17 protein-coding genes and 1 other RNA gene are annotated in these 21402 nt (G+C 62.5%); 2 read left to right on the top strand and 16 right to left on the bottom strand.

What is annotated here, in order from left to right:
* Positions 1-62: 62 nt before the first annotated feature.
* The 3 genes from HMPREF1022_RS15530 to HMPREF1022_RS15520 form a co-directional block, all read right to left on the bottom strand.
* On the bottom strand, positions 63-1454 hold the full coding sequence (locus HMPREF1022_RS15530) for an FAD-binding oxidoreductase (protein WP_009303898.1): 1392 nt from the start codon (positions 1452-1454) through the stop codon (positions 63-65).
* A 43-nt stretch (positions 1455-1497) separates the two neighbouring features.
* Entirely contained in the window at positions 1498-2757 is a 1260-nt protein-coding gene (locus HMPREF1022_RS15525; RefSeq protein WP_009303896.1) for an NAD(P)-dependent malic enzyme, read from the bottom strand.
* Between the two features lie 127 nt (positions 2758-2884).
* Positions 2885-3778, bottom strand: a complete 894-nt coding sequence (locus HMPREF1022_RS15520) for an HpcH/HpaI aldolase/citrate lyase family protein (RefSeq protein ID WP_008686153.1) — start codon at positions 3776-3778, stop codon at positions 2885-2887.
* A 463-nt stretch (positions 3779-4241) separates the two neighbouring features.
* Between HMPREF1022_RS15520 and HMPREF1022_RS15515 the strand changes: the two genes are divergently transcribed.
* Positions 4242-5030: an FCD domain-containing protein gene (locus tag HMPREF1022_RS15515; protein ID WP_269465403.1), complete on the top strand. Its 789-nt coding sequence runs from the start codon at positions 4242-4244 to the stop codon at positions 5028-5030.
* Between the two features lie 125 nt (positions 5031-5155).
* Here the strand turns inward: HMPREF1022_RS15515 and ffs are convergent.
* From ffs to HMPREF1022_RS15455, 13 genes are all read right to left on the bottom strand, one after another.
* Positions 5156-5241, bottom strand: an RNA gene (gene ffs / locus HMPREF1022_RS17715) — signal recognition particle sRNA small type.
* Positions 5242-5317: 76 nt separating this feature from the next.
* On the bottom strand, positions 5318-6133 hold the full coding sequence (locus HMPREF1022_RS15510) for an amidohydrolase family protein (RefSeq protein ID WP_008686150.1): 816 nt from the start codon (positions 6131-6133) through the stop codon (positions 5318-5320).
* 182 nt (positions 6134-6315) lie between these two features.
* Positions 6316-7287 (bottom strand): D-2-hydroxyacid dehydrogenase, encoded by a 972-nt coding sequence (locus HMPREF1022_RS15505; RefSeq protein ID WP_008686149.1) that lies wholly within the window; start codon positions 7285-7287, stop codon positions 6316-6318.
* 561 nt (positions 7288-7848) lie between these two features.
* Positions 7849-8316, bottom strand: a complete 468-nt coding sequence (gene pal, locus HMPREF1022_RS15500) for a peptidoglycan-associated lipoprotein Pal (protein WP_008686147.1) — start codon at positions 8314-8316, stop codon at positions 7849-7851.
* 215 nt (positions 8317-8531) lie between these two features.
* Entirely contained in the window at positions 8532-9860 is a 1329-nt protein-coding gene (locus HMPREF1022_RS15495; protein ID WP_009303886.1) for a PD40 domain-containing protein, read from the bottom strand.
* 31 nt (positions 9861-9891) lie between these two features.
* Positions 9892-11073, bottom strand: coding sequence for a TonB family protein (locus HMPREF1022_RS15490; protein ID WP_009303885.1), 1182 nt, complete (start codon positions 11071-11073; stop codon positions 9892-9894).
* Positions 11074-11092: 19 nt separating this feature from the next.
* Positions 11093-12055 (bottom strand): cell envelope integrity protein TolA, encoded by a 963-nt coding sequence (locus HMPREF1022_RS15485; RefSeq protein WP_009303882.1) that lies wholly within the window; start codon positions 12053-12055, stop codon positions 11093-11095.
* A 6-nt stretch (positions 12056-12061) separates the two neighbouring features.
* Positions 12062-12517 carry an ExbD/TolR family protein gene (locus HMPREF1022_RS15480; protein ID WP_008686142.1) on the bottom strand — a complete coding sequence of 152 codons (456 nt, stop codon included), beginning with the start codon at positions 12515-12517 and terminating at the stop codon, positions 12062-12064.
* 2 nt (positions 12518-12519) lie between these two features.
* Entirely contained in the window at positions 12520-13215 is a 696-nt protein-coding gene (locus HMPREF1022_RS15475; RefSeq protein WP_008686141.1) for a MotA/TolQ/ExbB proton channel family protein, read from the bottom strand.
* Positions 13216-13434: 219 nt separating this feature from the next.
* Positions 13435-15381 (bottom strand): sigma-54-dependent Fis family transcriptional regulator, encoded by a 1947-nt coding sequence (locus HMPREF1022_RS15470; protein WP_009303880.1) that lies wholly within the window; start codon positions 15379-15381, stop codon positions 13435-13437.
* A gap of 163 nt (positions 15382-15544) precedes the next feature.
* Positions 15545-17026, bottom strand: a complete 1482-nt coding sequence (locus tag HMPREF1022_RS15465) for an SLC13 family permease (protein WP_009303879.1) — start codon at positions 17024-17026, stop codon at positions 15545-15547.
* Positions 17027-17116: 90 nt separating this feature from the next.
* On the bottom strand, positions 17117-18271 hold the full coding sequence (locus HMPREF1022_RS15460; protein ID WP_009303878.1) for a sulfotransferase family protein: 1155 nt from the start codon (positions 18269-18271) through the stop codon (positions 17117-17119).
* Positions 18272-18456: 185 nt separating this feature from the next.
* The gene (locus HMPREF1022_RS15455) at positions 18457-19224 is read right to left on the bottom strand and encodes a sulfite exporter TauE/SafE family protein (RefSeq protein ID WP_009303877.1); all 768 of its coding nucleotides are present in this window, start codon (positions 19222-19224) and stop codon (positions 18457-18459) included.
* 286 nt (positions 19225-19510) lie between these two features.
* Between HMPREF1022_RS15455 and HMPREF1022_RS15450 the strand changes: the two genes are divergently transcribed.
* Positions 19511-21292 carry a DEAD/DEAH box helicase gene (locus tag HMPREF1022_RS15450; RefSeq protein WP_008686136.1) on the top strand — a complete coding sequence of 594 codons (1782 nt, stop codon included), beginning with the start codon at positions 19511-19513 and terminating at the stop codon, positions 21290-21292.
* Positions 21293-21402: the final 110 nt, after the last annotated feature.

The raw sequence follows: 21402 nt of genomic DNA, 5'->3' as shown, positions 1-21402 counted from the left end.
GTCCGTCCGGCTTGCTTGAGATTTATGGTTCGGGGCGGCCAGAGGCCGCCCCGGCGGATTTTCTACCCACGGGCCCCGACAATTTTTTCCGGATTGAACAGGCCCTTGGGGTCAAAGGCGTTGCGCAACCGGCGCGAGAACATGATGGAGCCGCGCGAGGTCTCCTGCTCAAGCCACTGCTTCTTGGCCAGGCCGATGCCGTGCTCGCCGGAAAGCGTGCCCTTGAGTTCGAGGCCGAGGTTGAAGAGGTCGTCCACGGCCAGTTCCACGCGGGCCCATTCCTGCTTGTCGCGCTTGTCGCAGAGGATGCCGGGATGGAGGTTGCCGTCGCCGGCATGGCCGAAGGTGGCGATGGTCACGTTACGGTCCTTGGCGATCTTTTCCAGGCCCGCGATCATGGCCGGAATCTTGGAGCGCGGCACGGTGACGTCTTCCATCATGAAGGTGGGTTTGGCGCGGGCAAGGGCCGGAATGGCCACGCGGCGGGCTTCCCAGATGTTCTTCTTCTGCTCGGCGTCCTTGGCCACGACCACTTCGGTGGAACCGCATTCCTTGAGCACCTTTTCCACAACGGCGGCGTCGTCCTCGACCTGGGCGGGATGGCCGTCCACTTCCACCAGCAGCATGGCGCCGGCGTCGCGGGGCAGGCCGATTTTCACATAGTCTTCCACGTAGTTGATGGTGGCGTGGTCCAGGAATTCCAGGGTACACGGCACCACGTGCGCGGAGATGATGGCGGCCACGGCCTTGGAGGCGGACTGCATGTCCGTGAACAGGGCCATCATGGCTTTGGAGGCCTTCGGCGGGGGCACGAGTTTCAGGGTCACCTGGCTGGTGACGGCCAGAGTGCCTTCGCTGCCCACCATAAGGGGCGAAATGGCGTAGCCCGTGGCGCATTTCACGCAACGCGAACCGCAACGCACCAAGTCGCCGGTATTGGCATAGACTTCCATGCCCATGACGTAGTCTTTGGTGGTGCCGTATTTCAGGCCGCGCAGGCCGCCCGAGTTCTCAGCCACGTTGCCGCCGATGGTGGACACGGACATGGAGCCCGGATCCGGGGGATAGAAGAGGCCCATGGAAGCGATCTTGGCGGCCATGGGAGCGGTGATGACGCCGGGCTCCACAATGGCGTAGAGGTCTTCCGTATTGATCTCAAGAATGCGGTTCAGCGCGGTGGTCAGAATGACGATGGTGTCGGTGGTGTCCGGGATGGTGCCGCCGGAAAGGTTGGTGCCCGCGCCGCGCACGGTCATGGGCAGGCCTTCCTTGTAGCAAAGCTCGATGATCGGGCCAAGCTGTTCGGTTCTGGTAGGACGCACCACGCCGCCGGGAATGCACGGAGCCCACACGCACGAGTCGTAGGCGTAGTTCTGGCGGTCAGCTTCACTGGTAAAGACATTTTCCTTACCGACGATGGCCTCGAATTCCTTGGCAAGGGAATCACTCAACATACATTTTCCCCAACAGGGTTAGAGGATTGTGCGAGCGACATGCTCAGGCGCGCACTTGCTTGGCCAGGCGCTTCCGCAAATTTTCCGCCACGACGGCGGGTTCGATCTTCACACGGGCGATGCCGCTGTCCATGGCTGCCTTGGCGGTAGCCGCGGCTACCATCGGGGCCACATCGGGGTTGAGAGTGGAGGGAATGATCATCTGCGGGCCCAGTTCCTCGGGCTTGACCATATCGGCCAGAGCGTAGGCGGCCGCGATTTTCATGGCGTCGTTGATATCCGTGGCGCGCACGTCGATGGCGCCGCGGAAGATGCCGGGGAAGGCCAGAACATTGTTGATCTGGTTCGGGCAGTCGGAACGGCCGGTGGAAACCACCTTGGCGCCGGCGTCATAGGCGCGCTGCAGGGGCCAGATTTCCGGAATGGGGTTGGCCTGGGCAAAGACGATGGGGTCCTTGGCCATGCTGCGGATCATGTCCTCGTTAAGGGAATTGGGGGCGGACACGCCGATGAAGACGTCGGCGCCCTTGATGGCTTCGGCCAGGCCGCCCTTGACCTTTTCAGGATTGGTGCGCTTGGCGATCTCGTCCTTGTAGGGATTCATGCCCTCGGGGCGGCCTTCCCATATGGCGCCCTTGGAGTCGCACATGATCACGTTCTTGAGGCCCACGGCCATGAGCAGCTTGATGATGGCGATGCCCGCCGCGCCGGCGCCGCTGGTGACCACCTTGACGTCTTCCAGCTTCTTGCCCACTACTTTCAGGGCGTTGATCAGACCGGCCAGGGTGACCACGGCGGTGCCGTGCTGGTCGTCATGGAAAATGGGGCCCTTGAAGACGCCATTTTTCTTCAGGCTGTCCTCGATCACAAAGCATTCGGGAGCCTTGATGTCCTCAAGATTCACGCCGCCGAAGGTGGGAGCGAGCAGCTCGACCATTTCGACGATTTTGGCGGTGTCCTTGGTGTTGACGCACAGAGGGAAGGCGTCCACATCGCCGAAGGTCTTGAAGAGCAGGGATTTGCCTTCCATGACCGGCATGGCGGCGGCGGGGCCGATGTCGCCGAGGCCCAGAACGGCCGTGCCGTTGGACACCACGCAAACGAAATTGGAATGGTTGGTGTAGACATCCACATCCGCCGGGTTCTTGTGGATTTCCATGCAGGGCTCGGCAACGCCGGGCGAATAGGCCAGAGTCAGATCGTCAGTTTCCCGCACCGGCACCTTGACCCGGACTTCGATTTTCCCCTGATAGTCCTTGTGCATGGCCAGGGCTTCTTCACGCAGATTTTTGATTCGGGACATAGGTTCTCTCCTTGGAAGCAATCCGGGTGGCGGAGCCGGAAATGCCGCAGTGCACTCGCGCGTCAGACGGCCCCGGTTGAACGGGTTCCGGGCACGTTGCCCGGAACCCGCAGCGGCAGCGCCGCGTTTATTTCTTGTTCTTGGCGTCGATTTCAGCCTGGGCGGCCAGGATGTCTCTGGCGTTGTCATACACGGGCGTATCAACCATCTTGCCCAGGTAGGACACGGCGGCCTTGCCCTTGGCGAGGCCTTCTTCCTCGAACACTTTCACCACGCCCTGGGCCCATTCCACGTCGGCCGGGTCGGGGGCGTACAGGCGGTTGGAGGGCTCCACCTGGCTGGGATGGATGATCATGCGGCCGCCGTAGCCCATCTGCAGGCCGTCGCGCACGTTCCGCTCGAAAGCTTCGGTGTCCTTGAAGGAGACGAAGGGAGCGTCGATGGCCACAAGGCCGGCGGCGCGGCAGGCGATGGCGACCTTGGCGCGGCCCCAGAGCTGCTCCACGGCTTCGTTGGTGATTTTGACGTGCATGTCGCGGCAATAGTCCACGGCGCCGAAGATGGCGTTGACGTTGCGCGGGCTGGCCATGCAGCATTCATAGGCGTTCATGATGCCCTTGGCCGTTTCCAGCAGCATGGAAATTTTCACGGAGCCGATTTCCATGCCGCGGCGGCGTTCCAGCTCTTCCAGCTTCCAGGCCAGGCGCTTCACGTCGTCGGGATGACCGGTCTTGGCCAGGGTGACGCCGTTGAGGCCGGGCTGCACCACGGCTTCCAGGTCATCGTTGGTCATTTCGGTTTCCCAGTTGTTGATGCGCACATAGATTTCAGCGCCGCTCACGCTTTCCTTGGCGATCTTGTGCATATTCTCGACGATCATCTTGCGCGCGTTTTCCTTCTCGGACGGGGGAACGGCGTCTTCCAGGTCCAGCGTGATGATGTCGGCGGGGATGGTGGGCGCTTTTTCAATGAATTTGGGATTGTTACCGGGCACATAGAAGATGGAACGCATAACAGCCATGTGAGGACTCCTGTGGATAAAAATCGTCTGAAAATTACCTCAACCACGTCAACCAAGGCGACATTGTTCCGGCGCGCATCTCTCCTCGCGGAAGTGCTTCGGGGCGGACCGGCCCCCGCAGGGGACATCCGGCCGCGTAAACCCGTTTGCGCCCGCCCGCCTGCCCGGCAGATCGCCGGGTGGCGCGGCTTTTTGCCGTTTCATTCTGAATAGGCTATTGCTATTAACAAGTCAACATGTCATACCAAAAAAAGTACAAAGAAACTTCGGCCTCAAAAGCTTTTTCCGAATTTGTTCAGCCGGGTTTACAAAAATGTGGCAGCGGGGCACACTGAACTCGCTGGCATAGTTTTTTTCACCGATTGTTCACACCTTACCAACGATACGCATGAAAAACAACTATACAGAAATACTTGGGAACAGGCGGCGTAATATTCAGCGCCCACGGGTGCATACCGAGGTCTTGACCTGTCTTCTGGAGGATATTCGGGCGGGTATCTACCAAGAAGGGCAAAAGCTGCCTTCCGAGCGGGAACTCATGGAGGAGTTCGGCGTGGGGCGGCCCGCGGTGCGCGAGGCCTTGTCCGCGCTGGGCCGTATGGGGTTGATCGAAATATCGCCCGGCATGCGCGCCAGGGTCTGCAAGCTGACGCTCAAACCCCTGCTGGGGGAGATGCGGGCCACCTTGCAGATTTATTCCAGTTCCCCGGACGGCTGGCGGCAGCTGCACGACCTGCGCCTCTTTTTTGAAACCTCCGTGGCCCGGCAACTGGCACATCAGGTGACGGACGAGCAGTTGAAGGCCTTGAAGGATATTCTCGCCGATCAGCGGAACTTTCTGGACAGATCGGAAATCCGCTCTTTTGCCGAGGCGGATATCGCCTTTCACCGCGCTCTGGTGGAATTTCTGGACAATCCTTTTCTGGGCTTGCTGGCCGAGGGCTTCGGCGGCTGGCTGATCACGCCCCTGTACGCCTCCATGCAGGTGCGGCGGCAGAGCGAGCGCTCGTATACCGCGCACGTGGCCGTCTTTGAGGCCCTGAAAAAGCGTAATTCGGACTTGGCCGAACAGGCCATGCGTTCACATCTGGAAGAAATGCGCAGCATCTATCAGGTTGACCTGATGGCCGCGCGGGAAGCTCGGGAAGGCGAAGAGGCTTTTGCCGCCATGGATCAGGCGGTTCCGGCCCAGCCGGGCGAGCAGGAGTTTCCGCCCATGCCGTTCGGCATGCCCGAGCGTGCGCCGGGTTAGAGCGGTTCACGCATGAAATGCGCCAACAGGCCCTGGGGGGGCGGATTTGAGATTGCCCCGCTGTTGCGTGTGAAGTCCGTTGCGCAAACGACAAAAAACGCGACAACTTTGATTGTCGCGTTTTTTTGTGGGCCGGACACCCGGCAACGGCTGTTGCCGCTGCTTCCTTTCGGACCTGACGGAGTTGGCAGTGTTGCCGCCGCCCGGCTTGAACTATGCTTTACCCGCAAAGGGGGCGGCCTGTCAATGCGTGCTTTGCCCGTCTTTCAGTTCCGGGCATTCGCCGTTCACGCCAGGGCCGGGCCCTGGGCCGCGAAAAGCCGTTCGGCGTTGCTCATGACCGCCTCCAACCGGGCATCGTCCAGCCCGGCCATGCGTTGCAGGCGCTCCAGCTCTTCCTCGGGATCGTACAACGGCCAGTCCGTGCCGAAGAGCAGGCGCTCCTGGGGAAAGGCAGCCAGCAGGGCGCGCAATTCCTCCGGCGTCACAAAGGGGGTGACGCTGGAGGTGTCGAACCAGAGATTTTCGCGCCGCCGTCCGCCCAGGATCTTCATTGCGTGTTCCCACATGCGGTAGCCGCCCAGATGAGCCGCAATAATGTTCAGGCCCGGAAAAGCATCCAGAATGGCCGCCAGCTTGTAAGGGCAGGAAGGATTTTTCTCCGGGCTGATGTTGTCGCCGATATGGATTTCAAAAATAAAATCCTTTTGAGCCGCTTCAAAAATGGGCAGCAGGCGCGGGTCGTTGAGCCAGAACCCCTGAAAGTCCGGGTGGAGTTTCAGGCCGCGCAGCCCGGCCGCCTTGATCCGCTGGAGTTCCGCCTCCCAGTTGGCGTAGCCGGGATGCAGGGTGCCGAAGCCGATGACTTCGGCATGGGCCTTTTGCAGGCTCATAGCGTAATTGTTGGCCGGAATGACCTGGGCCGGGGCCGTGGCGGCGCAGAGCACCACGCATTTGTCCACTCCGGCGTGCTTTTCGCGGGCCAGCAGATGGTCGATGGTGCCGTCGCCGGCGCAGGCCACGTTGTAGAAATTGTTGAGGTGGTCCACGGCCTTGCATGCGATTTTGGGATGGAAGGCGTGGGTATGGATATCAATGAACATACGTTGCAACTCACAGGGCGGCGCGCCCGAACTTGGCTCTGCTCCGCCTGTCGCCGACGGCGTGCGTGTTTGTCATGAGAACATGTGACACTTGAACCGCTCTCGCTGTTGCGACAAAGAGATTCATGCCCCGTTGGGGCGCTTCCGGTCGGATTGGCAGTGTCAGCGAATGCGGACCGCGTTTAGGCCTTGCCCACGCCGTTGACCACATTGACCGGAGTGCCCTCCTGCCAGCGGCGGATATTTTCCGCCGTAAGGTCAATGATGTTCTGGCGGGCCTTAACCGTGGCCCAGGCGATATGCGGGGTGATCAGGGTATTGGGCGCGCTGAGCAAAGGATTGTCCCGGCTGGGCGGTTCCTTGGAGAGCACGTCCGTGCCCAGGCCGCGCAATTGTCCGCTTTTCAGGGCTTCGGCGGCGGCCGCCTCGTCCACCAGCGGGCCGCGCGCGGTATTCAGCAGGATAGCCCCCTTGCGCATTTTGGCCAGGCTCTTGGCGTTGATCAGGTTGCGGGTCTGGGGCGTGAGCGGGCAGTGCAAGGAAATGATGTCCGATCCCGCCAGAACCTGGTCCAGAGAGGCAAAAGCGAAGGGGCTGTAGGACGGCGGATTCTTGGGCGTGCGGCAGTGGGCCAGCACGCTCATGCCGAAGGCATGGGCCAGCTCGCCCACCCGGCGGCCGATGGAGCCGAAACCGACAATGCCCATGGTCAGTCCTTCCAGACAGAGGGGTGTGTATTTCCAGTAGCACCATTGCTCGGCCCGTTCCCAGTCTCCGGCCTTGACGCTTTCGGTATGCTGGCTGGTGTGGCGGCAGAGTTCCAGCAAAAGGGCCATGGCGTGCTGGGCCACATCGTCCACGCCATAGGCCACCACGTTGCAGACCGGGATATTGCGCTCGGCAAAAGCCTCCACATCCACTGTATTATAGCCCGTGGCCAGCACGCCCACCATGCGCACGCTGTCCAGAATGGGGAGATCGTCGCGGCGCAGGCAGGTTTTGTTCGCCAGCAGGACGTCGGCGCCTCTGGCCCGTTCCGCCAATTGCTCTTTGGCGGTTTCATCGTACAAGGTCACTTCGCCCAGGGCTTCAATGGGGCCCCAGTCCACATCGCCGGGATTGAGTATGGCGCCGTCGAGAATGACTATCTTCATGGGAATGTCCTTGGGTTGCGGCTGTTCGCGGCGCTCGGGACGCGCCGGGCAAATAGTGTAGCCCGAGCCGGTACGGGCCGCAAGCGTCCGGGCCGACCATCCCAAGGCAGACGCATCTAATTCCAGGTTTTGCAGGCCTTTTATTTGCCGTGATGATCCGTCAAAACCAGCCTTTTGTGTGCCGGCTGCGTCATCTGGCGCTTTTTGCTGCTCATGTACACTTGAGTACAGCGCTGCTCTCGATGCTCGTAAGGCTCGCCCGGCTCGCCCAACGGGCACAGCCCTTTGGGCCGCCTTCCGGTCGGTTTCCGCGCAAAAAGTGCCATTTTCCTTGCCGGCCCGCAAAAATCTTATTTTTTAGGATTCTCCCGGCGCCAGCCATCCGCCTGCGCTTCGCTCCGGCGGAGCAAAGGTGGCTTCGCCTCTTTTTTGTTCGTTCCCCAATCTATCGGGGAATAAAAACTTTTTAGATGCGTCTGCTCTGCCGACCGTCTACGGTTGGCCCGGAGCAAAAAAGGCCGCCCTCACGGGCGGCCTTGAAGAGACGGAATCAGCGGATGCCTAGTGGGCAATCACGCGGAAGTCGTCGCGGCGGTTCTTGGCCCACACGGCTTCGCCGGTGCCCTGAACGGCCGGATTTTCCTTGCCGTAGCTGATCATTTCAAGCTGGCTGGGGTTCACGCCCAAGGTGACCAGGTATTCATAGGCGGCGCGGGCGCGGCGTTCGCCGAGGGCCAGGTTGTATTCCTGGGTGCCGCGGTCGTCGCAGTTGCCTTCAATGCGCACGCGAATGCTGGGGTATTTCTTCATCAGCTCAGCCTTGGTCTTCAGCATGTCTTTGTATTCGGGCTGAATGTTGAATTTGTCGAAAGCGAAGTACACGCGGGCATCAGTGATCTGCTGAATGGCGGCGCGCATTTCAGGGGTCAGGCCGTCATCGTAGCCGGGTTCACCGGTGGTTTTCTTCGCGCAGCCGAAACCGGCGGCCAGGGCCATAACCAGAGCGAGAATAAGAGCGTAGCGTTTCATGTGTGTGTCCTCCTGAACAGCTCATACTCCAAAAAAAAGTACCTTTCCTTTCTGCACAACGCGTGATCCCTTGACCACGCGAGAGAGATGGTATCTGCCCTTCTATTTTTGTCAAGGTATGGAAGGCTGATTCGTAAAATTTTTTTTACCCGGCCTCTGAAAAAATTTCAGACGACCGGGTAAAAATACGTTTTTCCGCCGCATTGAGCGAAAAATTACTTCTGCGTCACCGGCATGCCCCAGCGCGGGAAAGAGGCCGCGCCGCCGCCGGTGGGCACCTGCTTGGCGTCGCCGCCGTGGCGGGTGGTCAGGTAGATGCCGCGTCCGCCGTTGCGGGTGGAGGCAAAGGCGATGAAGTAGCTGTCCGCGCAGAAGGAAGGCTGCTCGTCGCTGCCGGGCCCGAAAGTGATCTGGCGCTCCATGCCCGTGAGCATGTCCTGCACGAAAATGCGGTGGCCGAAATCGGTCATCCGGCTGTAGACCACCAGGGTGCCGTCCGGGGAGAGGTTGGCCTCGGTGTTGTAGGTGCCGTTCTTGCTCACCCGGGTGATGCTGCCGCTGCCCAGGTCCTTGAGAAAGATCTGCGGGCCGCCCAGGCGGGAGGAGGTGAAGGCCATCTTGGTGCCCGTGCTGTCAAAGGTGGGCGAAACGTTGATGGCGTTGCTTTGTTCCAGCACGCGTTCCTTCTGGAAAACGTGGTTGAGCAGGAAGATGACCGGATACTTGCCGTTGGAGAGGGCCACGGCCACCTTGTTGTCGGGCATGAAAGCCGGGCCGATGACCACGTTGCCGGGGAAGCGGATGCGCTGCACCTTGCCGGTGGAGCGGTCCCACACGCCCAGGGCGTGGGATTTGGGGTCGATGTGGCTGAAGACCACAAAGCGGCCGTCCGGGGACCAGGCCGGGGAAAGGGCCTCGCCCGGAATGTTGGTGATCTGGCGCAGGTCGCGGCCCGTGGGCTTGACCAGCCAGACGTTGGCGCTCATTTTGCCGGTCTTTTTCACAAAAGCGAGGGTGGAGCGGAAAAAGGCGCCGTTGCCGGTCAGGGCTTCCAGCAGGTCGGCGCAGAAGCGGTCGGCCACTTCAGGCAGATCGCGCTTGTTGACTTTGGGATATTCCTTGCCGAACAGGCGGCCGCCGGTATTGGTTTCAAAAGCGCGGATCTGGACGGGTTTGGTGCCGCTGTCGCCGTCGGGCCAGAAGGTGGTGACCACAATGTCCGAACCGGCCAGTTGGAAACGCTTGAAGTCCAGAGCGGGCGGTTCGTAGCCCGCCAGCACCACGCCGCCCAGCACGGCCTTGGGGTCCGTGAGGCGCATGAAGGGCAGGAAGCTGAGATTCTGCTCCACCAGGGTCTGCAATTCCGCGCCCATGCCCGTGGCCTGAGCCTGGGGGCCCTTGAGCGGGGCGGCCAAAGCCAGATTGACGATATTCTGGCCGGGATTCATGATATCCACGCGCATGGCCGCCTCGGCCCGGGTGCCGGGCAACGGCCCCAGCGCCACGGAGAGAGCCAGGGCCAGGAGAAGAAGGATTTTTTTCATGGCTCGGTATTCCTCATTCGGTCGGCGCGCGTCAGCGGCGCACCAGTGTAAAGGTGAGATCCAACGTGTTGCCGAGGCCCGCGGGCGGCGGTTCCACGCTGCCCGCCCGGCGTATGCCCTGGAGCACGAATTTGTCAAGTCGCTGGTCCCCGCTGCTCTGCAACAGGGTGGATTTCTTGATGGCGCCCGCGGCGTCCACCTGCAGACGCACCGTGGCATAATAGGTGCCCGGCGCTGTTTCCGCGGGAATGAACATGGCGTTGCGCAGATTCCAGGTAATGGTGGAAAAATACTTACGGTAGCGCGGGTCGTACTGGTCCTGCGCCATACTCCGGGACTCGTTCTGTCCGCTCCGCGGCGCGGTCGTAACCGTGTCCGTAGCGGCCGGGGCCGTCATCGGGGCTGGCGCCGTAACTGCCGCATGCCCGGCGGACGCGCCGGAGAGATCCAGGCGCATTTCCTCTTCGGAGAGGCCCGTGCCCGATGGCGCGGGCGGCGCAGCTTCGGCTTTGGCCGTTTTGGGGGCGGCGGGCTTTTCCTTGGCGGGTTTGATGGCCTCGGTGGCCGGACTGTCCGGGCTCAGACCGGCCCGCGGTCCTTTGGCGGCTTTTTTCTGTCTTCCGGCGTCGGCTGCCGCCTTGGCGCGCGCCGGTGGGGCCACGGGCGCGGGCGCGACCTCGGGCAGGGGCCGGCCCGCGCTTTTGGCAATGGCCTCGGCACGTTCACGGGCGCGCTCCTCGACGGAGCTGGCCCGTTGCTGGCCCATGAGCCGCTCGGCCTTGTCGCGGGCGAGAACTTCGGCCCGCATGGCCTCTTCATTGGAAAGGGTTTCGGTTTTGGCCTTGCCCTTGGGCATGCCGGTCCAGAAGGCCAGGTGCACGTCCAGGGGCATGCCGTAGGGCGGCGTGCCGAACGGAGCCGCCTGGCGCACAGCGCCGCAGGCGGAGCTGTCCAGAGCTTCCATGCCCGAGGCCTTGGTGGGCGCGCAGTTCAGTACCTTGCCCTGGCCGTCCAGAGAAACTTTCAGCCTGACTTCAAACTCGCCCTTAAGCGCCGGAGGCGGCGCCCAGACCGCGATGACCTTGTCCAGCACCTTGCCGGAGTAGCCGCCGTTCTGATCCGCCGCCGCCAGACTTGCCCCGGCAGCCGGAACCGCCGTGAAAAGCAGGGTTGTGAGCAGGACCGCAAGGCCCGTACGCAAGATGGATGGCATAAGCGTCGTTCTCCTCAGGTTAGCGCCCCATGAGTTCGTCAAAGGTGAATACCAGGTCCAGGTCCGAGTATTCAGCCGAGGGCGGCGGCGGGAATTCCCCGGCCTGGCCGGTGCGCACCACCGCGTTGACCGCCGAGGCGTCGTACTGCGAGTTGCCGGAACTCTGGCTGATTTCAGCCTGGAGCACTTTGCCCTGCATGTCCACCTTGACCCGGACCACGCAGCTCAGATTGACCCGCCCGGCCGAGGCGAAACCCCAGTTGGGACGCACGGCCAACATGACCTGGCCCATATAGACGTCGCCCAGACCGCCCCCGCCGGGGCCGTCGCCTTCGCCGCCGCCGCCACCGCGATTGCCCCCGGCCTTGCGCTGGGCCTGGGCCAGGGCCTGCTCAATGGCGTTGCCCCGGTCGCCCGAATCGGCGCGGGAACTGGCCTTGCGGGCCTTCTGCAATGCGGCGGCAATGGGATCTTCCTTGGTTTTGCCGTCTTTCTTGGGCTTTTCGTCTTTTTTAGGCTTGTCGGCCTTCTTGGGCTCTTCCCTTTTTTCCTGCTTCTTGGGTTCTTCCCTGGGCGCTTCTTCCTTCTTGGGCAGGTCTTTCTTTTTCTTGGCTACCGGGGTGGCCTCTTCCTTGGCCGGTATCGGCTTGGGAGGCTCCTTCACGGGCTCGGGCCGTTTGACCGGCGCGGCCTCCTTGGGCGGCGCGGGCACGGGCGCGGGCTCCTTGACCTCTTCCCGCGCGGGCGCGGCGATTTCATTCTTGGGCGCGGGCGGGGTGGGGGCCTGGGGGCCGTCCCCTAGTTCGCCCATATGCCCCAGAATGGGCGAGGGCGTCCGGTTGCCGCCGGGCGCGCCTTCCACCAGGCTGATCATCACCGGCGGCGTGTCCAGCCGCACCGGCGGATGGCTGGGCCAGAACCAGATCAGCAGAAAGGCCGCCAGATGCAGGCAGAAGGAAAGAACGTAGGAGGCCAGGCGCATGCGAACCTACTTCCGGGTTCCGGCGGCAGCGGGTTTCGCGCCGCCGGGGGCCGCGCCCTCGGGCTGTTCGGCCATCACGCCCAGCTTTTCAATGCCCACGGCCTTGATATGCCCCATGACTTCCACCACGATGCCGTAGGGCACTTCCTTGTCGGCCTGCAAAAAGAGGCTCTTGTTCTTTTCCTTGACCAGGCGCTGGAGGTAGCCCTCCAGGTCTTCCATGTTGTCCACGCCGTATTCATCCAGAAAGATCTTGCCGTCCCGCCGCACGGTGAGGATCATGTGGTCCGCCTCGGTGGGAAGGACTTCCACCTGTTTGGTCTGGGGCAGATCCACGTCCAGGCCCTGGCTCATCATGGGCGTGGCGACCATGAAGATGATCAGGAGCACCAGCATCACGTCCACAAAGGGCGTGACGTTGATCTCCGAGACGAATTTGCTGTTGCCGAGGCTCGCGCCCATGACTACAGCTCCGTGGCGCCCGCGCGCTGCACGGGGCGGTGGGCGTTGAGCTCGCGCTGGACGCGGTTCAGGAAGAAGCCCGCGAAATTGACCAGCAGGGTGTCCACCTGGGAGAGTTTGCCCATGAAAATGTTGAAGCCCACTGTGGCGGGCACGGCTACGCCCAGGCCGATGGCCGTGGCCACCAGGGCCTCGGAAATGCCCGGCGCCACCGTGGCCAGGGAGGCGGACTTGAGCATGCCGATGGAATGGAACGAATTCATGATGCCCCAGACCGTGCCGAACAGGCCGATAAAGGGCGCGGTGTTGGCCGTGGTCGCCAGAAGTGAGAGTGAACGCTGCAGGCGGGCCAGTTCGCTGGCCACGCCCTGGCGCAGGGCGCGGCGCACATTGTCCACCACCACTTCGCTGGAATTGCCCAGCTCCTTGGAGCGGTTGAACTCCAGCACGCCCTGATGGGCGATGTAATAGAGCGGCGAGGCCGGGTCGGAACCCAGAGACTGCACCGCCTCGCGCAGGCTGGCCGCCTTGTCGAAGCGCTCGGCGCCGCTCAGGGCCTTACGGCTGGCGGCGTTGAGCGCGATGAACTTCTGGATCATCATCCCCCAACTGCCGATGGACATGAGCACCAGAAGCGCCAGCACGGCCTTGGCTATCAGGCTTGCCTGGGCGATCATCGAAAAAAAGCTGAATTCCATGTGGTTCTCCGTAACAATGCACGATCAAAGCCGCACGCGGGACGGAGCGGCGGACGCAAAAAAACGTCCACCGCAAAGGGGCGGAAGCGCCGGAGCCCGCGACTGGGCTTCGAGGCGAACAATGCAACGAGAGAGCTCTTTTTTCAAGATTTTTTTTAGAACCCGGGCGCGTTTTCATTCCCACGAACGGAAACACGCACAGGGGGGCGCCAAGTGGCACTAGCGCGGGCCGCCTTTCATTTTACGCCAGAGGGTATTGGTGCTGATGCCCAGATTTTTGGCGGCGCGGCCGCGATTGTGCGCGCATTTTTCCAGTTCGGCGCGGATGATTTCCTGCTCCAGGTTTTCCAGGCGTTCTTTGAGGCCCCCCTGTCCGTGCGTGCCGCCCGTAGGGGCCGGGAGGCCTGCTGTTGCCCCGGCAGATCCGGAAGGCGGGACGGAGGGGGCCAGGCGCCCTTGGGTGACGCGCAGGTCGTCGAGCAGCTTTTCTAACAGGGCTTCGTCGCAGGCGTCGGCGTCTGAAAGCAGGCAGTAGCGGCGCAGCAGGGCGTCCAGCTCGCGCACGTTGCCGGGCCAGGAATAACCCTCCAACAGGCGCAGGGCGCGTTGCGAAAGTTTTTTGCGCGCCATGGCCTGTCTGTCCAGCATATGCCGGGCCAGCGCGGGGATGTCTTCCGGCCGCTCGCGCAGAGGCGGCGTTTGCAGGCGCAGCAGGGAGAGACGGTAGTAGAGATCCGCCCGGAAGCGTCCGGCCCGCACCTCCTCCACCAGGTCTTTCCAGGACGAGCTGATGACGCGGGCATTGACGGCAATGGGCCTGTCGCCGCCCAGGCGGAAGATTTCGCCTGTTTCCAGCACGCGCAACAGACGGATCTGCACGGCCGGGCTGATATCCGCGATCTCGTCCAGAAAGATGGTGCCGTCCTGGGCCAGTTCAAACAAGCCTTCCTTGCCGCCGCGCCGCGCGCCGGTGAACGCGCCCTCGTCATAGCCGAAGAGTTCGCTTTCCAGCAGGGTTTCGGGCAGCGCGCCGCAGTTCAGGGCTACAAAGGGGCCGTTTTTGCGTGGTCCGGCCTGGTGCAGGGCATGCGCCAACAGCTCCTTGCCGGTGCCGCTTTCGCCATGGATGTGCAGGGCCGCGTCCGCATCGGCGAAACGCGCGGCCTGAAGCCGCAAGGCGTGCATGGTCGGGCTTGCCCCCAACAGGCTGTCCAGACTATGGCGGGCCGTGAAGCCTCGCTGACCGCGGTTTTTGAGTTTGCGGGTCAGGTCGCGCAGACGCGCGGCCGGAGCAAAGGCCGCCAGCGCGCCGCGCAGTTTGCCGTCCACCAGTACCGGGCGGGTATTGATGACCAGCTCCCGGCCGTTGACGCGGCGGATGATGCCCTCTTCGCCCCGGCCGGTTTTCAGGGCTTTGGCGATGCCCAGGCTCTCCGGCAGGCCGGTGCCGTCGACAACCGGAGCGGACATCCCTTCCAGCAGAGCTTCAGCGGCACGGTTGCTGGTGGCTGTACGGCCCTCGGTGTCCACCCCCACAATGCCTTCGTGCAGGGATTCCAGCACGCCGCGCAGCCAGGCCGTCTGTTCCCGGTCCTGTTGTTGGGAGCGGGCGATATTCAAGGCCTCGTCCAGAGCCCGTTCCAGAGCCTCCTCGCCCGGCTTGACCACCACGCCCCGGCAGCCTTGGGCCTGGGCGATTTCAGCACAGATGCCCCCGCCCACCACGCAACCCACGCCCTGAGCCACGGCCTGGCTGATTCCGGCCACCAATTCCTGAGTGGTGGTGAAGGGCACAGGCAGCAGGCGGACGTGCAGCAGTTCGGCGAACAGCGCGGGCCAGCGGGGTATCGCGCCATAGCAGGTGCAGGCGATATGCTGCGTCTGTTCGCGTGCACAGATCAAGGCCTCGAGGATGTCCAGATGGCTGCGGGCGATGGTCACCACCGGACGGCGCAAATGGCGGCGCAGCAGTTTGCCGGTGCCTCCGCCGCCCAGGATCACGTCCGTGCCGTCGTCCAGCAGGGCGCGGGCCACGGGCAGGGCTTCCTCCATGGTCGCCAGGCGGATTTCCATGTGCAGATGGCGCGCAGCGGCGTAGTCGCGCACGGTTTGGGCCACGGGCAGGGAGTTGGAGACAAAGGCGAAGTGAAAGGAGTCATTGCGCATGGCTGTATTCCGTGGAGGAGGTTGCCGGGAACTTTGGGCGGTGTTCCGGTTGTGGCCGCCGCCCTCGGAAAAGGTCAACCGCGCCCGCCTTGCGGGCGGGCACGGTAACGGAGGGGCGGGCCTCCCCCCTGTGAGAGGCCCGGCATGCGGGAAAGGGGACGGCTTACGCGGGCGGCAGAATGTAGAAGTCCAGGCCCATCACCACCACGGTCAGCCAGAAGTAGAGGATGGTGATGCCCACGGAGACCACCGCCGCCACAAGGCCCCAGAGGAACATGGTCCGCAGATTGGCTCCGTAACCGGCCACAATGCCCTGCGCGCCGGTGGCCGAGGCCACGGCATAGCTCCAGCTGATGGCCGCGCCGGTGATCCAGACCCAGGGCACCGCGCCGAATTGCAGGCCGTGCCAGTGATTCATGGCCTCTATGGCCAGCGGCACCATGACCCCGGCGGCCGCCGTATCGCTGGTGACCTGGGAAAGGGCGTTGGCCGCCACGCTCCAGGCCACGATGGAAAAGGTGTCGCTGACGCCTACAAAGGCCGTGATCCACTGGCCGAACACGGCGGAAGCCCCGGTGGCGCCCAGAATTTTGCTCAGAGCCACGGCCGCGGGCCACATGAAGAGAATAGTTATCGGAAAATGTTCCCGCAAGGTCCTGGTGGAAAGAATGCTTTCGCCCTTGGCTGTGCGGGAGGGCCAGAACAACAGGAGCAGGGGAATGATGCAGAACAGCTGGGTGGGCTGGAGCCAGGCCCATTGCGGTCCCTTGGCATACGGGGCGTAGAGCGGCTGGAGCACGGCCAGCGCAATGGCCAGGGCAAAGCCGTAGAAGGAGACTTTTTCCTCATAGCTCATGGGGCCGAGCTTCGCCAGCTCCTGGCGGTAAAACTCCTTGCTGCCGCCGAAGGTTTCCCGGTCCGTTTTCATGAAGTACATCATGACGCCCACGCCGAGCACCACCAGTATGGAAATAGGCAGCATGCGCAGGGTCCAGTCGATGAAATAGATGTTGTAGCCCAGATACTTGTTGAGCAGGCCGTAGGTCACTACGGACTGGCCGCCGCCCAGGGGCGTGGCCATGCCGCCCACGCTGGCGCCCCAGGCCACGGCAATGAGGATGTTGGACGCGGCCTTGGAGTTCCAGCGCTCTTCATTCGTGCTGAAACCCGCGTACATCAGCGAGGCCACGGCCACGGGCGCAAACATGGCCGCCACTGTGGTGTTGCCCACCACAAAGGAGGTGACGCCGCAGAGGATGAACCAACCGGCGGTCTGGGCGCGCACGTTGCCGCTGACGCGCATCAGGAAGTTCAGGGCCAGCCGTTTGGCGAAGCCCCAGCGCACCCAGGCGGAGGTGATGGCCGTGGCTCCGAAAATGAGCACGGCCTCTTTGTGCACATAGGCTTCCAGCACCTTGCCCAACGGCATGTAACTGTAGACGCAGACCACGAAAATGGGCACGAGACAGGTCAGTTTGATATCCACCGCCGTGGTGATCCACCACCAGACCATCCAGAACAGGATGCCGAAGCCGAAACGGGCGTTGAGCGGGCCGAAGCAGGGCAGACAGAGGGCCAGCAGCAGGAGAGCCGGGCCGCTCAGGATAAGCAGAACGCGGCGTGCCGCGGAAGGGGAGTCGGACATGAGCTTTCTCCGGGGCTTTTCCGGCGGGCCGCAGCCCGGCCCGCCGGGGAGAGTTTTTCCCGTGCGGTCCGCACGGATATGGCGTGGCCGCTACAGCACCACGTCGCCCACATAGCGTCGCTTGATGGAAAAATGTTTTTTCCAGCGGGCGGAGGCGCGCAGACCTGTGATGTATTCCTCGTCGGGATCTCCCACGGGAAATACCACAGGCGCGTCAGCCGGGTTCCAGACGCCTTTTTTGCGGCGTTCTTCGCGTTGGTCGATGAGCCAGTCGTTGTAGCTTTCAAAGACGATATGGCCTTCAAAGCCGTCCAGGGTGGCGGCACGGATGCGGCCGTCGAATTCGAGATATTTCTCGATCACCCGCTCGGAAGGCATTTCCGGCTTCACGTCGTTTTTATAGCCGGCCTCCTCCAGCTCCTTGCCGGCCACGGCGGCGAAAATGCGCTGATCACGCGGGGAGAGCAGGTCTTTGTGGATGCCCACGTACTTGTCGCTGATGGGCTTGCCCAGCGGGGCGTGGTCGCGCGAAGCGCCGCGCGCCTTGCAGAGATCGGTCTTGTAGAAATCGAACATGCCGTCTTCGAAATCCTCGCCCAGGAATTCGCAGACGTCACGCATGACCCGTTGCGGTTCGCGCACCAGTTCTTCGTACCTCACGTCCAGCCAGAGGCCCTTGTCCCGCAGCGGCTCGCGCCATTCCCTGACCGCATTCCAGCAGCGCTTCCAGGATTGGGCCGCGCAGTAGATGTTGGTGGGCCCGAAGGAGGATTCCATGTAGTCCACGCAGGCGTCGCGGCCGTCGCGCGTAATATAAATAAACTGCGCGTCCGGAAAGTCTTGGTGCATGGGGCCCACAAAATAGAGATTGTGCGGGGTCTTCTCACCCCAGCGCGGCTTGTTCACATACTGGGCGAAGCGCAGATGCATGCCCGCGTAGAGCCCGGCGAAGCTGCGTTCCGGGGCCAGTTCCAGCACTTCGTCCACGATGGTGCGGGGGTTGACCCGCATGCCCCAGAAGGGGGTTTTCAGGCCGAAGACCATTTCCTCGGCCAGGACGCGGAAATTTTTTTCCTGCGAGAGATCGCCGTAGGTGTGCAGATAGGGATAGAAGCGCGGGTAGTACCAGACCACTTCGGGCACGGCGATGCGCGAATGGCAACCCAACAGGGCCATAACCAGGGTGGTGCCGGAACGTTCGGCGCCGATCATGAAAATGGGGCGTTCCTTGAGACGAATGGGCATGGAAGTTCCTCCTGTGCCGTTTGCGGGTGTTTTTCCGGTTTCAGAGAAAAATTCCTGAAGTTTTTCCAGAACCGGAATCCGCGACAGGGATGTCGCGTCAAAATGGGAAGCGTTTCGGAGGCAAGGCGCGTTCGCGTTCGCGCCGCTGCCGACACATAAAAACTGCGTCCACGCAGTTTTTATTTTTATGTGGAAATCACCTGAAGGGCGCGAAGGACAATGAACGCGCCCACCACGATGCAGACCACGGAAACCACTTTTTTGAGGGATGCCTGGGAAATGCTGTGGGCCAGACGCGCGCCGACCATCACGCCGACCAGCTCGGCGGCCGTGACCCAGAGGGCTGTGCCCGTGTCGATGAAGCCGTGGGCCAGATTGCCCGCGCTGCCGGACAGGGCGGCGGTGATCTGGATGACCTGGCTGGTGGCGATGGCCGTAAGGGGCGGGAAGCCGATGATGACCATGAGCGGCACGGAAAGCACCGGGCCGCCCACGCCGGTCAGGCCGGAACCGAAGCCCACCGCGCCGCCTATGGCCAGCAGGAATAGTTTTTGCCGGAGAGTGCCCCAACCTTTTACGGTCCGGTATTCCAGGCTGCCGCCCCTGGCCGGGAAGAGGGCGTAGACGCCCGCGAAGATGATTACGGCCCCGAGCAGCAGATCCAGCAGGCGGGCTGGAGCCGCCGCGTTGGCAAGGGAGCCGGGATAGCCGCAGAGCAGGCCGCCCAGACAGACCGGAATGGTGATGCGCCAGTCGATGCTGCCGTGCCGCCAGAACAGCCAGGTGCCCAGCAGGCCGGTGAAGATGAAGCTGAACAGGGCCGTGCCCATGGCCGTGTGCGTGGAAAGTCCGGCCAGGACGTTGAGGGCCGGAATCAGCAGAATGCCGCCCACGCCCACGGTGCCGATGAGCCCTCCGACAAGGACCGCCACAAGGAATAACAGAAGAAACATAGCCTGCTCCATGATTGTGATGCCCTGGAACAGCAATTCGTATGCCATGCTGATTATTTATATCAATCTACTGTAATTATTGATTATTATTTTTAGAACGAAGTCGGTTTGAGATGCGAAATTTGCAAATCCGGAAGGAAATATTCCAAGTGTGGAGTAGGGGGCGGCGCCGTTTCCGGAATCGCCCGCAAGTGCAAAAGGTACCAGGGCTTTCGCGCTCATTGTGCATCGGGCGGGATGGGGCTATGATTATTCATTACACGAATTTTTTATCCACAGGAAAAGTATGACCGCATCTTTTGAAGAACTGGGTTTGTCCCAAGACCTTTTGGACGCCGTTAAGGATATGGGCTTTGAGGAGCCTTCTCCCATCCAGGTATTGGCAGTTCCGGCATTGCTGGCCGGGCGGGATGCGGTCGGGCAGGCGCAGACGGGCACCGGCAAGACAGCGGCTTTCGGTCTGCCCATTCTGGAAAAAGTCATTTCCGGAAAGGGCGTTCAGGCCCTGGTGCTTTGCCCCACGCGCGAGCTGGCTATTCAGGTGGCCGAGGAACTGAGCAAGCTGGCCGCGCGGAAGAAAGGAGTCACGATTCTTCCCGTGTACGGCGGTCAGCTCATTGAACGGCAGTTCCGGGCTTTGGCCAAAGGCGCGCAGGTCGTGGTGGGAACGCCGGGCCGGATCATCGACCATTTGCAGCGCGGCACGCTGCGCCTGGACGAAGTGGACGTCGTGGTTTTGGACGAGGCCGATGAGATGCTGGACATGGGCTTTCGCGAGGATATTGAAGCCATCCTGGAGCGAACCCCGGACGGCTGCCAGCGGATTTTGTTTTCAGCCACCATGCCGCCGCCCATCCGGGAGTTGAGCAAGCGCTTTCTGCGCGAGCCGGAAATGCTGACCATTGCCCATAAAATGCTTACCATTCCGGCCATTGAGCAGACCTATTACGAGGTGCGGCCGTACCAGAAGATGGACGCTCTCTGCCGGGTCCTGGATTCGCAGGGATTCCGCAAGGCCCTGGTGTTCTGCTCCACCAAGCGCGGCGTTGATGAAGTGACCACGCACCTGCAGCAGCGGGGCTACCAGTCCGACGGTCTGCACGGCGATCTGGCCCAGGCGCAGCGGGACCGGGTGATGCAGCGCTTCCGTACGGAAGGCCTTGAGATTCTGGTCGCCACGGATGTGGCGGCGCGCGGCATTGACGTGGATGATGTGGACGCGGTGATCAATTACGATATGCCGCATGACGTGGAAAAATATGTGCACCGCGTCGGGCGCACCGGCCGGGCGGGCCGCGTGGGCAGCGCCTTTACTTTTGTCACCATGCGCGAACAATATAAGCTGCGCGACATCATCCGCTGCACCAAGGCCCGCATCAAACAGGGCCGCCTGCCGACCCTGCGGGACGTGGACAATATCCGCACTTCCCGGCTGCTGGAGGAAGTGCGCCAGACTGTTGAAGCCGGAACGCCGGAACGCTGGCTGGCGTTGGTGGAAGATTTTCTGGCCGAGCGTTTTCCGGAAGGCGGGGTCACCGGCCGCGAGATGGCCGCCGCTTTGCTCAAGCTCCTGATGCAGCGGGATTTCGGCAATCAGGACGCGTCGCGCGAGCCCGATGTTTTTGCCGAACCACCCCGGCGTTCCGCCCCGGACGGCGGGCCTTCGCGTGACGCCCGGGGCGGGGACAGCTCGAATCCCCGCGGACGGAAAAACAGCGCGCCCATGACCAAGCTGCGGGTCAGTGTGGGGCATACGCACAAGGTTTCCCCACGCGAGCTGGTGGGCGCCATTGCCGGAGAATCCGGCATATCAAGCCGCGACATCGGCGCCATCGGCATCCGGCAGCAATACAGCGTGGTGGAAGTGGCCGAGGAAGTGGCCGAGCATGTGCTGGCGGTGCTCAATCACGGCGTGTTCATCTGCGGGACGCGGGTGAGCGCCGCCGTGGATGACGGCGGCACGGGCACCGCGCATCCGCGCAAGCCCCTGAACTTCGGCCCGCGCCGCCAGCGGCCCGGAAAATATGGCAAAAAGCCGCGCGGCGCGGCGCGTGAGCGGGGGGAATAAGTTAGAGCGGTTGACGCGTAACATGCGTTAACCGCTCTGCAAATCCTCAACTGCAAAATGCGGGTCGGCGGGTTTTGCCCGCCGTAAACGAGCATCCCAACGTTGATTGA

Source organism: Desulfovibrio sp. 6_1_46AFAA (assembly GCF_000224635.1).
In the GTDB taxonomy this organism is placed as follows: Bacteria; Desulfobacterota; Desulfovibrionia; order Desulfovibrionales; family Desulfovibrionaceae; genus Desulfovibrio; species Desulfovibrio fairfieldensis.
The sequence above is the reverse complement of the archived record's forward strand: the minus strand, read 5'-3'. Positions and strand labels throughout refer to the sequence as shown.